Genomic DNA, 13050 nt, shown 5'->3' on the forward strand with positions numbered 1-13050 from the left:
CGACCGGAAAATTGCAAAAAACCCGCTTCCCGGCGTGTCATGAGACTGTCAGGGAGCGGGTTTTTTCCTTTTGAAACAGCGGCGTAGGTCGTATGCGCAAATGGTGGGATGAATTGTTGCGACGCAGCAATCGCCCATACGGTGATTTGAGGCAATCAATTTCGCTTGCGACTATCCGCGTCAACCCGGCGCGGGACAGGCAGTCGCGTCGGCATTCATTCCAACTCTGGAGACGCGCGTGTTCCTTTACGGCTTTGGTCCGGTCCTCTGGGCCGGCACCGTGCAGACCATCGAGCTGTCGGTGCTGTCGCTCGCCACTGCGGTGGCGCTGGGGCTGATCGGCGCGGTGGCGAAGCTGTCGTACAACCGGGTGCTGCGAGCGATCGCGACCGGTTATACGACGCTGATCCGCTCGGTGCCCGATCTTGTGCTGATGCTGCTGCTGTTCTACAGCATCCAGATCTGGCTGAACCAGTTCACCGACCTCGTCGGCTGGAACCAGATCGACATCGATCCGTTCGTGGCGGGCGTGCTGACGCTCGGCTTCATCTACGGCGCGTACTTCACCGAGACGTTTCGCGGCGCGTTCCTGTCGGTGCCGCGCGGCCAGCTCGAAGCCGGCGCGGCTTACGGGATGAGCGGCGCGCGCGTGTTCGCGCGGATCATGTTTCCGCAGATGATGCGCTTCGCGCTGCCGGGCATCGGCAACAACTGGCAGGTGCTCGTGAAGGCCACCGCGCTGGTGTCGATCATCGGCCTCGCGGACGTCGTGAAGGCCGCGCAGGACGCCGGCAAGAGCACGTTCAACATGTTCTTCTTCATCCTCGTCGCGGCGCTGATCTATCTTGCGATCACGACCGTCTCCAACCTCGTGCTGATCCAGCTCGAGAAGCGTTATTCCATGGGCGTGCGGCACGCAGAACTATGATCGAGATCCTCCAGGAATTCGGCAAGGCGTTCCTTTTCTGGGACGGCCAGCGCCTCTCCGGCCTCGCGGTGACGCTGTGGCTGCTCGTCGCATCGATTTCGCTTGGCTTCGTGTGCGCGGTGCCGCTCGCGGTCGCGCGCGTATCGAAGAACAAGTGGGTGTCGATGCCCGTGCGCTTCTACACGTACGTGTTCCGCGGCACGCCGCTCTACGTGCAGTTGCTGCTGATGTACACGGGCATGTACAGCCTCGAGTTCGTGCGCTCGCACTCGCTGCTCGACGCGTTTTTCCGCAGCGGTTTCAACTGCGCGATCCTCGCGTTCGCGCTGAACACCTGCGCGTACACCACCGAGATCTTCGCCGGGGCGATCCGCGCGATTCCGCACGGCGAGGTCGAGGCGGCGCGCGCGTACGGAATGTCGCCGTTCACGATGTACCGCCGTGTGATTCTGCCGTCGGCGCTGCGCCGCGCGCTGCCGCTGTACAGCAACGAGGTGATCCTGATGCTGCACGCGACCACCGTCGCGTTCACGGCGACCGTGCCGGACATCCTGAAGGTCGCGCGCGACGCCAATTCCGCGACCTACATGGCGTTCCAGTCGTTCGGAATCGCCGCGCTGATCTATCTTGCGGTATCGTTCGCACTCGTCGCGGCGTTTCGCCGCGCGGAGCGCCACTGGCTCGCGTATCTCGCGGCCGCCCGTCATTGAATTACTTCGAGGAGAGCCAGTTGGCCGAGATCACTCAAACGAGCGCGTCCGCTTCCGTCAAGCTTGCCGCGGTCGATATCCACAAGCGCTATGGCGACAACGAGGTGCTCAAGGGCGTGTCGCTGAATGCGAAGGCCGGTGACGTCATCAGCATCATCGGCGCGAGCGGCTCGGGCAAGAGTACGTTCCTGCGCTGCATCAATTTTCTCGAACGGCCGAATGCGGGGCAGATCGTCGTCGACGGCGAGGCCGTGCGTACCAAGACCGACCGCGCCGGTGCGCTCGAGGTCGCCGATCACAAGCAGTTGCAGCGCATCCGCACGAAGCTCGCGATGGTGTTCCAGCACTTCAACCTGTGGGCGCACATGAACGTGCTCGAGAACGTGATGGAGGCGCCCGTGCACGTGCTCGGCATTTCGAAGAAGGAAGCCGAGGAGCGTGCGCGCGAGTACCTGGAGAAGGTCGGCCTGCCGCCGCGCGTCGAGAAGCAGTATCCGTCGCATCTGTCGGGCGGCCAGCAGCAGCGCGTGGCGATCGCGCGTGCGCTCGCGATGCATCCGGACGTGATGCTGTTCGACGAACCGACGTCCGCGCTCGATCCGGAGCTCGTCGGCGAAGTGCTGAAGGTCATGCAGAAGCTGGCCGAGGAAGGGCGCACGATGATCGTCGTCACGCACGAGATGGGTTTCGCGCGCAACGTGTCGAACCACGTGATGTTCCTGCATCAGGGGCGGACCGAGGAAGAGGGCGATCCGAAGGAAGTGCTGGTGCGGCCGCAGAGCGAGCGGCTCAAGCAATTCCTGTCGGGCAGTCTCAAGTAACGCGACAGGGCAGGTTTCAGCCGTGGTACCGGTGTCTCGTCCCGCAGGCGCCACCCGCACGACGCAGGTGGCGATCGTTGCATTGCCGCCCGTGTCGATGTCGGGCGTGGGGCCGATCGTCGATGCGCTGAATCTCGCGAACGAGATCGACGGGCGGCTTCTGTACCGCTGGCAGGTGTGTTCGTGGGACGGGCGGCCGGTGCCGCTCGCGGGTGGTGCGCAGTGGCATGCCGATGCGGCGTTCAACGACGCGATCGCGTGCGACTGGTTGATCGTCGTGTCCGAGCGGTTTCAGCAGTTCGCCGATTACCGGCTGTTTCTCGCGAGTCTCGCGCGGGTCGGGCAGCGCACGCCGGTCGTGACCGGCATTCATCACGGCGTGTGGTGGCTCGCGATGGCGGGGCAGCTTTCCGGGTATCGCGTGAGCGTGAACTGGGAGACGTATCAGCAGTTCGCCGAGCAGTTCGAGCGGTCGATCGTCACGCAGCAGATCTTCGAGATCGATCGCGATCGGGCGACCTGCGCCGGCGGGCAGGCGACCGTCGATTTCATGCTGGCCATGATTGGCCGGGAACATGGGGCGGATCTCGCGGAGCGGATTGCCGATGCGCTCGGGGTCGGCACGCTGCGCAGCGGCGAGGAGCGGCAGCGGATTCCGTTTGTTACTGCTCCGGGGGAGCGGCATCCTCGGTTGAATGACGCGTTGCTTTTGATGGAAGCCAATGTCGAGGATCCGCTTACTACCGATGAGATCGCCGGGTTGGTCGGCGTGTCGCGGCGGCAGCTCGAGCGGCTCTTTCGACAGTATCTCGGGGCGATGCCCTCCAAGTATTACCTCAATCTTCGGTTGCTCAAGGCAAGGACGCAGTTGCAGCGGACCAGCAAGTCAGTGGTTCAGGTTTCGCTCGCCTGTGGGTTTTCTTCTGCTGCGCACTTTTCCAACGCTTATCGCGAAAGGTTTGGGGTTACGCCTCGGGAGGATCGGCGCGCGTGGCTCGAAAAGCAGACCGGCGGGGGCAGCGAGCCGAGGGGTGGGGCGCTCGTCGAGCGCGGGAAGGATTGAGGGTGGGGTTTGGTTTGTTTGGTGGTCTGCCTGTCGTGTCGTGAAGCACCTGTGATCGTGTCGGTCTATTAGCGTCGCCCCTGCGCGGGGCAGCGGTCACTTTTCTTTGTCTTGCCAAAGAAAAGTAACCAAAAGAAAGGCGCCCGATAACGCATGACTTCCCGGTGCCATCGCCAACAAAGTGGATCGCACAAAAGTGTCCGCGCCAGTCAGGACACCGGAGTGGTTCGAGCAATGGTTCTGACACCACTGCCTGCCCCACGGAGCGGTATACCATCCGCTAGCTCCATCCTCGCTACGCTCGGCTGCAAGGTACTTCAGGGGAGGTCATGCGATTGCGTTCTGCACAAACCGCAGACTGCCAGGCACTTTTTCTGCTCTCGCATTTGTGTAATTCGATCGTTTGACGAGCGGTGTTTTCGCGACAGCGATGTTGTTTGCCCCCTATTTTTCTTGCGAGTGGCGAATTTCCTGCGTATCGAGAGTTGGTTCCCTGTGAGGGGGCTGGTAGCGATTGGGTGGGGATGGACCTGTCGGCCGAGCGAAGCGAGGACGGAGCGAGGACGGAGCGAGCGGATGGTATACCGCTCCGTGGGGCAGGCAGTGGTGTCAGAACCATTGCTCGAACCACTCCGGTGTCCTGACTGGCGCGGACACTTTTGTGCGATCCACTCTGATGGCCGTGGCACCGGGAAGTCATGCGTTATCGAGCGCCTTTCTTTTGGTTACTTTTCTTTGGCAAGACAAAGAAAAGTGACCGCTGCCCCGCGCAGGGGCGACGCTAATAGACCGACACGATCACAGGTGCTTCACGCGACCGGAAGCCGACCACAGAAAAGCCGGAAAAAGCCCCAAAATACCGACACGGCGTAGTCGCCCCCCGGCCCTAAAGGGCAAAACCAAAACCTTCCGATAGAACCCGTCGCAATTCCGCAAGACGCTTGCGTCACCCTTACCTAAACTTGATCCTGTTGAACCCTCTTACGAAACCGAAAGGAACGACCATGACGACCTCGACCGTGACCCGCCAGACATTCGACGAAGTGATGGTGCCGGTATTTTCCCCCGCCCCGTTCGTGCCGGATCGCGCAGAGGGCTCCCGCGTGTGGGATACGGCCGGCCGCGAGTACATCGATTTCGCGTGCGGCATCGCGGTGACGTCGCTCGGCCACGGCCACCCGGAACTGCTGAAGGTGCTGGACGAACAAGGCCGCAAGCTCTGGCACATCGGCAACGGCTACACGAACGAACCGGTGCTGCGCCTCGCGAAGCGCCTCGAATCGCTGACCTTCGCCGACCGCGCATTCTTCGCGAACTCGGGCGCTGAAGCAAATGAAGCCGCACTGAAGCTCGCACGCCGCGTCGCGTTCGACCGCCACGGCGCCGACAAATATGAAATCGTGTCGTTCGTCCAGTCGTTCCACGGCCGCACGTTCTTCACGGTCAGCGTCGGCGGCCAGCCGAAATACTCGGAAGGCTTCGGCCCGGTGCCGGAAGGCATCAAGCACCTGCCGTTCAACGACATCGAAGCCGCGAAGGCCGCGATCGGCCCGAAAACCTGCGCGGTGATCGTCGAACCGGTGCAAGGCGAAGGCGGCGTGATCCCCGCCGATCCGGCGTTCCTGAAAGTGCTGCGCGAAGCGTGCGATGCCAACGACGCACTGCTGATCTTCGACGAAGTGCAAACGGGCGTCGGCCGCACGGGCCAGTTCTACGCGTACATGGACACGGGCGTCACGCCGGACATCCTGACGACCGCCAAGGCCCTCGGCAACGGCTTCCCGATCGGCGCGATGCTGACGACGAACGAACTGGCCGCGCACTTCAAGGTCGGCGTGCACGGCACGACGTACGGCGGCAACCCGCTCGCATCGGCGATCGCAGACAAGGTCGTCGAACTGATCGGCGACCCGGCACTGCTCGAAGGCGTGCGCGAACGCAGCGTGCGCCTGAAGGGCGCGCTGGAACGCATCAACGCACGCTTCGGCATCTTCAAGGACGTGCGTGGCAAGGGCCTGCTGGTCGGCGCGGAACTCACCGCCGCCTTCGACGGCCGCGCGAAGGACTTCGTCACCGCCGCCGCGGAGAACGGGCTGATCATGCTGATCGCCGGCCCGAACGTGCTGCGCTTCGTCCCGTCGCTGGTGATTCCGTTCGACCTGCTCGACGAAGGCGTGAAGCGCTTCGAGAAGGCAGTCGAGCAGGTGCTCGCGGCCCAGGAAGCCACCGCGCGCTGATCGGCGCGCCCATCGCAGACAGGAACGACGATGCTATTTGTTCGCCCCGGCAAACTCACGGATCTCGATGCGCTCGCGCACATGGCGCGCACCGCGCAGCCGGTCCTGCACTCGCTGCCGCACGACCGCGCGGCGCTCGAAGCGCGCGTGGCGCTCTCCGAGGATTCGTTTCGCGCGGACGTCGACTTCGCCGGCGAGGAGTTCTACCTCTTCGTGCTCGAGGATTCGTCGACCGGCAAACTGCTCGGCACGGCGAGCATCGTGGCCGCGGCCGGCTACTCGGAACCGTTCTACGCGTTCCGCAACGACGCGCTGATCCACGCGTCGCGCGAGCTGCACGTGAACCGCAAGATCCACGCGCTCACGATGTCGCACGAGCTGACCGGCAAGAGCCGGCTCGCGGGCTTCTACGTCGATCCGTCGCTGCGCGGCGATGCGGCCGCGCACCTGATCTCGCGCGCCCGGATGATGTACATCGCCGCGAACCGCCGCCGCTTCACGCCGGAAGTGTTCACGCTGCTGCTCGGCGTGAGCGACGGCAACGGCGCATCGCCGTTCTGGGAAGCGGTGGGCCGCAAGTTCTTCGGCCGTAATTTCACCGACGTCGACATCGCCTCGGGCGGCCGCAGCCGCACGTTCATCGCGGAAGTGATGCCGGCCTATCCGCTCTACGTGCCGCTGCTGCCCGAAGCCGCGCAGCGCGTGCTCGGCGAGCCGAACGAAACGGCCCTGCTCGCGTACGACATCCATCTCGAGGAAGGCTTCGAGCCCGACCGCTTCGTCGACATCTTCGACGCGGGCCCGGTGCTGACCGCCCAAGTCGACCGCACCGCGTGCGTGAAGCAGGCGTCGGAGCGCGTCGTGCGCGAGGCCGCGCATCAGCGGGGCGACGTCGCGTACATGGTGTCGACAGGCAGCGGCGAGTCGTTCCGCTGCGTGCTGGCCGACCTGCCGGGCGACACGGCCGACGCGCGCGGCACCGACGCGCCGCTGGCCGGCGACGTGCGCGCGGCGCTCGATGTGAAGGAAGGCGATGTCGTGCGCTGCGTGCCGCTGCACCGCCGCGACGATGAAGAATTGAAGGGAGACGCAGCATGATCGTCGTTCGGGTCGTACAAACGGGCGACGTCGACGCGCTCGTGTCGCTCGCGCAGGAAACCGGGCCGGGCCTGACCACGTTCAAGCCCGACCGCGACGCGCTCGCCGCGCGCATCGAACGCTCGCGCCGCACGCTCGAGGGCAAGGCCGCACCGGGCGAGGCCGGCTACTTCTTCGTGATGGAAGAATCGAAGACGGGCGACATCGCGGGCGTGTGCGGGATCGAAACGCAGGTCGGCCTCGAGCAGCCGTTCTACAACTACCGCGTGAGCACGGTCGTGCATGCGAGCCAGGAACTCGGCGTGTGGACGCGGATGTCGGCGCTGAACATCTCGCACGACCTGACGGGCTACGCGGAAGTGTGCTCGCTGTTCCTGAGCCCGCGCTATCGCACGGGCGGCGTCGGCGGCTTGCTGTCGCGCTCGCGCTTCATGTTCATCGCGCAATTCCGCGACCGCTTTCCGGAGCGCATCTGCGCGGAACTGCGCGGCCACTTCGACGAGGACGGCACGTCGCCGTTCTGGCGCGCGGTCGGTTCGCACTTCTACCAGATCGATTTCAACGCGGCCGATTACCTCAGCTCGCACGGCCGCAAGTCGTTCCTCGCGGAACTGATGCCGCGTTACCCGGTGTACGTCGACCTGCTGCCGCAGGACGCGCAGGACGCGGTCGGCCTCACGCACCGCGATACGCTGCCGGCCCGCAAGATGCTCGAAGCGGAAGGGCTGCGTTACCAGAATCACGTCGACATCTTCGACGCGGGCCCCGTGCTCGAATGCCACGTCAACGACCTGCGCACGGTGCGCGAGAGCGTCGTCGTACCGGTCGCGATCGGCGTGCCCGACGCGCGGGACGATGCTCCCAAGTCGCTCGTGTCGAACACGTCGCTCGGCGACTTCCGCGTCGGCGTCGCGCCGGGCGTGGTCGCGAACGGCTCGTTCGTGCTGTCGGCCGACGATGCCGTCGCGCTCGACGTGAAGGCCGGCGATCCGGTCCGCGTGCTGCCGCTCAAAGTCAAACAGGGATAAACGAATCATGACGGAACTCTTCATCGACGGCGCCTGGGTCGCAGGCTCGGGCCCCGTCTTCGCTTCGCGCAACCCGGGCACCGACGCTGTGGCCTGGCAGGGCGACAGCGCATCGGCGGCCGACGTCGACCGTGCGGTCGTGAGCGCGCGCCGCGCGTTCGCCGGCTGGTCGGCGCTCGACTTCGAGGCACGCTGCGAAATCGTCAAGCGCTTCGCCGCGTTGCTCACCGAACGCAAGGAAGCGATCGCGACCGCGATCGGCCGCGAGACGGGCAAGCCGCTGTGGGAAGCGCGCACCGAAGTCGCATCGATGGCCGCGAAGGTCGGCATCTCGATCCAGGCGTATCAGGAGCGCACCGGCGAGAAGCGCCAGGACATGGCCGACGGCGTCGCGGTGCTGCGTCACCGCCCGCACGGCGTCGTCGCGGTGTTCGGCCCGTACAACTTCCCCGGCCACTTGCCGAACGGTCATATCGTGCCGGCGCTGATCGCCGGCAACACGGTCGTGTTCAAGCCGTCCGAACTTGCGCCGGGCGTCGCGCGCGCGACGGTCGAGGTGTGGCAGGCAGCCGGGTTGCCGCCCGGCGTGCTGAACCTCGTGCAGGGCGAGAAGGACACCGGCATCGCGCTCGCGAATCATCGGCAGATCGACGGGCTGTTCTTCACCGGCAGTTCGGACACCGGCACGCTGCTGCACAAGCAGTTCGGCGGCCGTCCGGAAATCGTGCTCGCGCTCGAGATGGGCGGCAACAACCCGCTCGTGATCGGCGAGGTCGAGGACGTCGACGCGGCCGTGCATCACACGATCCAGTCGGCGTTCCTGTCGGCTGGCCAGCGCTGCACGTGCGCACGCCGCATCTTCGTGCCGCAGGGCGCGTTCGGCGACCGCTTCCTCGCGCGTTTCGCCGACGTCACGTCGAAGATCACGGCCGACGTGTTCGACGCCGATCCGCAGCCGTTCATGGGCGCGGTGATCTCGGCCCGCGCGGCCGCGAAGCTGGTCGACGCGCAGTCGCGCCTCGTCGAGCAGGGCGCGAAGCCGATCATCGCGATGACGCAGCGCGATCCGCGCCTGGGCTTCGTGAACGCGGCGATCGTCGACGTGACGGGCGTCGCGAACCTGCCCGACGAAGAACATTTCGGCCCGCTCGCGCAGGTCGTCCGCTACACGACGCTCGACGACGCGATCGAGCGCGCGAACGACACGGCGTTCGGCCTGTCCGCCGGCCTGCTGGCCGACGACCCGAAGGTGTGGGAGCACTTCCGCCGCACGATCCGCGCCGGGATCGTCAACTGGAACCGCCCCACTAACGGCGCATCGTCCGCCGCGCCGTTCGGCGGCACGGGCCGCTCCGGCAACCATCGCCCGAGCGCGTACTACGCGGCCGACTATTGCGCGTATCCGATGGCGTCGGTGGAAAGCACGCAACTGACTTTGCCCGCGAGCCTGTCGCCGGGCCTGCATTTCTGATCGAGGGAACGACGATGAACGCACAAGAAGCCAATTTCGACGGGCTCGTCGGCCCGACCCACAACTACGCCGGGCTGTCGTTCGGCAACGTGGCGTCGCTGAACAACGAGAAGTCGGCCGCGAACCCGAAGGCCGCCGCGAAGCAGGGCCTGCGCAAGATGAAGCAGCTCGCGGATCTCGGTTTCGCGCAAGGCGTGCTGCCGCCGCAGGAGCGGCCGTCGCTGCGCCTGTTGCGCGAGCTCGGCTTCTCGGGCAAGGACGCGGACGTGATCGCGAAGGCCGCGAAGCAGGCGCCCGAACTGCTCGCCGCGGCGAGCTCGGCGTCGGCGATGTGGACCGCGAACGCGGCCACCGTCAGCCCGTCGGCGGACACCAGCGACGGCCGCGTGCACTTCACGCCGGCGAACCTGTGCAGCAAGCTGCATCGCGCGATCGAGCACGAAGCGACGCGCCGCACGCTGTCGACGCTGTTTGCGGACCCCGCGCACTTCGCGGTGCATGAAGCGCTGACCGGCACGCCGGCGCTCGGCGACGAAGGCGCGGCGAACCACACGCGCTTCTGCGCCGAATACGGCAAGCCGGGCATCGAATTCTTCGTGTACGGCCGTGCCGAATACCGTCGCGGCCCCGAGCCGAAGCGTTTCCCGGCCCGCCAGACCTTCGAGGCGAGCCGCGCGGTCGCGCATCGCCACGGGCTCGCGGAGGAAGCGACGGTGTACGCACAGCAGGACCCGGACGTGATCGACGCGGGCGTGTTCCACAACGACGTGATCTCGGTCGGCAACCGCGACACGCTGTTCACGCACGAACGCGCGTTCGTCAACAAGCAGGCGATCTACGATACGCTGACCGCCGCGCTCGACGCACGCGGTGCGCGCCTGAACGTGATCGAAGTGCCGGACGCGGCGGTGAGCGTGAACGACGCGGTGACGTCGTACCTGTTCAACAGCCAGCTGCTGTCGCGCGCGGACGGCTCGCAGGTACTCGTCGTGCCGCAGGAGTGCCGCGAGAACGCGAACGTCGCCGCCTATCTCGACCAGCTTGCTGCCGGCAACGGCCCGATTCACGACGTGCTCGTGTTCGACCTGCGCGAAAGCATGAAGAACGGCGGCGGCCCGGCGTGCCTGCGCCTGCGCGTCGTGCTGAACGAAGCGGAGCGCGCGGCCGTCACGTCGAACGTGTGGATCAACGACACGCTGTTCGCGTCGCTCGACGCGTGGATCGACAAGCACTATCGCGATCGCCTCGCACCGGAAGACCTCGCCGATCCGGCGCTGCTCGACGAATCGCGCACGGCGCTCGACGAGCTCACGCAGATCCTGCGCGTCGGTTCGCTGTATGACTTCCAGCGCTGAGGCACGGATGCCGGCCGCCGCGCTGCTCGACGACTTTCTCGCGTTCACGCTGGCCGGTGACGCGCCGGCCGAACAGGACGGCGCCTGCGCGGGCGGCGCGGTGCGCTGGCAATGGCTCGGCGACGGGCTGCTCGCGTTCGAACCGGCGGCGGCCGACGCCGCGGCGCGCGCGAGCGTGCTCGTGTCGGCCGGCGTGCATGGCGACGAGACGGCGCCGATCGAACTGCTGTCGATGCTGGTGCGCGATCTCGCCGCGGGTGCGCTGCCGCTCGCATGCCGGCTGCTCGTCGTGCTCGGCAACGTGCCGGCGATGCGCGCGGGCGAACGCTATCTCGACGACGACCTGAACCGCCTGTTCAGCGGCCGTCACGCGCAGGTGCCCGCGAGCCGCGAAGCGCCGCGCGCCGCGCAGCTCGAAGCGGCCGCGGCCGCGTTCTTCGCGGCGGCGCCGGCGGGCAGCGCACGCTGGCACATCGACATGCATACGGCGATTCGCGCATCGGTGTTCGAGCAGTTCGCGCTGCTGCCGCACACGGGCACGCCGCCGACGCGCGCGATGATCGAATGGCTCGGCGATGCACGCATCGCGGCCGTGCTGCTGCACACGGCGAAGGGCAATACGTATTCGCATTTCACGGCCGAGCATTGCGGCGCGCTCGCGTGCACGCTGGAACTCGGCAAGGTGCGGCCGTTCGGCCAGAACGACCTGGCGTGCTTCGCGCCGGCCGACCGCGCGGTGCGCAAGCTCGTGTCGGGTGGGCGGGCGGAAGTCGACGCCGGGGGCGGCCTTCCGTCGCTGCCGCGCGTCTTCACGGTGATCGACCAGATCACGAAGCAGAGCGACGCGCTCGAGCTGTTCGTCGCGGCCGACGTCGCGAACTTCACCGCGTTCGCGCGCGGAACGGTGCTCGCGCAGGACGGCGACTACCGCTACACGGTGACGCACGACGAGGAACGGATCGTCTTTCCGAACCCGACCGTGAAGCCGGGCCTGCGCGCGGGCCTGCTCGTGATCGATACGACACGCGAGACGATCGCCGCACTCGTCTGATCGACGCGCGATCGGCAGGCCGTGGCGACGCTCGGCTTGCGCATCGCTCCGCGGCCCGTTCATTTTTTTGCGATAACGCCCGCACGCCGCACGGCCGGCGCACGCGCCACGCTTGCGTATTTGCGACACCGTCTTGCAAGTTCGACGGGGCGCGCGGCGGCCGCCGGGCACGCAGCGCAGCATCGCGTCGCGCCGCCCGCTTTGCCATATCGGGCCGCGCGGATTGGTACAATCGCGGCCTTGCGGCTGTTGCGCCGCATCACGGCGCGGCAGCCGCATTGTCGTGGTCATCCGACCCTGCAATGATGCAAGCGCCCGTAGTTCCGGAACATTCGAGTATCGAGGAGAACACCAGATGAAGTTGGATTGGCGTAAAGTGGCCGCGCATGCGGTGGTGGCGGCATCGGCCGTGGCGGCAGGCAGCGCGTTTGCCGCGGATCTGAAGGAGATCCGGTTCGGCGTCGAGGCCTCGTACGCACCGTTCGAATACAAGACGCCCGACGGCAAGCTGACCGGCTTCGACATCGACATCGGCAACGCGGTGTGCGCGAAGCTGAAGACCAAGTGCGTGTGGGTCGAGAACGACTTCGACGGCCTGATCCCGGCGCTGCAGGCGCGCAAGTTCGACGCGATCAACTCGGACATGACGATCACCGACCAGCGCAAGCACGCTATCGCGTTCACCGATCCGATCTACACGATTCCGAACCAGCTGATCGCGAAGCAGGGCAGCGGCCTGCTGCCGACCCCGCAATCGCTGAAGGGCAAGCGCGTCGGCGTGCTGCAGGGCACGATCCAGGAAGCGTACGCGAAGAAGAAGTGGGCGCCGGCCGGCGTTGAAGTCGTGCCGTACCAGACGCAGGATCTGGCGTATGCCGACCTGAAGTCGGGCCGTCTCGACGCGACCTTCCAGGATTCGGAAGCCGGCTCGAAGGGCTTCCTGACGAAGCCGCAAGGCCAGGGTTTCGCGTTCGCGGGCGGCACGGTCAGCGACACCGAGATCCTCGGCTCGGGCGTCGGCTTCGGCCTGCGCAAGAACGACGCGGCGCTGAAGACGGCGCTCGATCAGGCGCTGAAGGAACTGAAGGCCGACGGCACGATCGACAACCTCGCGAAGAAGTACTTCAGCGTGCCCGTCACGCTCAAGTAAGCGTTGCGTTCGCGCGCATGCTGCAAAAAAACCGACCGCTGATTGAACTGACCCCACGAAGTTGGACGGTTAAAAGCTAAGCGGCCAAGGGCTGAGTCCTGTATTGCACGGGACTCAGCCCATTTAATTTCAGCTTGA

General features: G+C 66.1%; 11 protein-coding genes. All 11 read left to right on the forward strand.

Annotation, left to right across the window (positions count from 1 at the left end; translation table 11 throughout):
- Positions 1–238 precede the first annotated feature (238 nt).
- The 11 genes from DFS13_RS34325 to DFS13_RS34390 all read left to right on the forward strand — a co-directional run bounded on the left by DFS13_RS34325 (position 239) and on the right by DFS13_RS34390 (position 12912).
- The gene (locus DFS13_RS34325; protein ID WP_111442705.1) at positions 239–928 is read left to right on the forward strand and encodes an ABC transporter permease; all 690 of its coding nucleotides are present in this window, start codon (positions 239–241) and stop codon (positions 926–928) included.
- Entirely contained in the window at positions 925–1638 is a 714-nt protein-coding gene (locus tag DFS13_RS34330; protein WP_006488739.1) for an ABC transporter permease, read from the forward strand. The genes DFS13_RS34325 and DFS13_RS34330 overlap by 4 nt, the downstream gene beginning before the upstream one ends.
- Positions 1639–1658: 20 nt before the next feature.
- Positions 1659–2459 (forward strand): ABC transporter ATP-binding protein, encoded by an 801-nt coding sequence (locus DFS13_RS34335; protein ID WP_006488736.1) that lies wholly within the window; start codon positions 1659–1661, stop codon positions 2457–2459.
- Positions 2460–2481: 22 nt separating this feature from the next.
- Entirely contained in the window at positions 2482–3522 is a 1041-nt protein-coding gene (locus tag DFS13_RS34340; protein WP_006488743.1) for a GlxA family transcriptional regulator, read from the forward strand.
- A 1004-nt stretch (positions 3523–4526) separates the two neighbouring features.
- Positions 4527–5759, forward strand: coding sequence for an aspartate aminotransferase family protein (locus tag DFS13_RS34355; protein WP_048989479.1), 1233 nt, complete (start codon positions 4527–4529; stop codon positions 5757–5759).
- 30 nt (positions 5760–5789) lie between these two features.
- Entirely contained in the window at positions 5790–6857 is a 1068-nt protein-coding gene (gene aruF, locus DFS13_RS34360; RefSeq protein ID WP_034200812.1) for an arginine/ornithine succinyltransferase subunit alpha, read from the forward strand.
- On the forward strand, positions 6854–7885 hold the full coding sequence (gene astA / locus DFS13_RS34365) for an arginine N-succinyltransferase (RefSeq protein ID WP_006488741.1): 1032 nt from the start codon (positions 6854–6856) through the stop codon (positions 7883–7885). Before aruF ends, astA begins: the two co-directional genes overlap by 4 nt.
- A 7-nt stretch (positions 7886–7892) precedes the next feature.
- A complete protein-coding gene (astD, locus tag DFS13_RS34370; protein ID WP_111442706.1) occupies positions 7893–9356 on the forward strand; it encodes a succinylglutamate-semialdehyde dehydrogenase in 1464 nt (487 codons plus the stop codon).
- 14 nt (positions 9357–9370) lie between these two features.
- The gene (gene astB, locus DFS13_RS34375) at positions 9371–10711 is read left to right on the forward strand and encodes an N-succinylarginine dihydrolase (RefSeq protein ID WP_006488742.1); all 1341 of its coding nucleotides are present in this window, start codon (positions 9371–9373) and stop codon (positions 10709–10711) included.
- Positions 10712–10718: 7 nt separating this feature from the next.
- On the forward strand, positions 10719–11762 hold the full coding sequence (gene astE, locus DFS13_RS34380; protein WP_181461638.1) for a succinylglutamate desuccinylase: 1044 nt from the start codon (positions 10719–10721) through the stop codon (positions 11760–11762).
- 355 nt (positions 11763–12117) lie between these two features.
- The gene (locus DFS13_RS34390) at positions 12118–12912 is read left to right on the forward strand and encodes an ABC transporter substrate-binding protein (protein WP_006490898.1); all 795 of its coding nucleotides are present in this window, start codon (positions 12118–12120) and stop codon (positions 12910–12912) included.
- Positions 12913–13050: the final 138 nt, after the last annotated feature.

The sequence above is a fragment of the Burkholderia sp. 28_3 genome (assembly GCF_003253915.1).
In the GTDB taxonomy this organism is placed as follows: domain Bacteria; phylum Pseudomonadota; class Gammaproteobacteria; order Burkholderiales; family Burkholderiaceae; genus Burkholderia; species Burkholderia cenocepacia.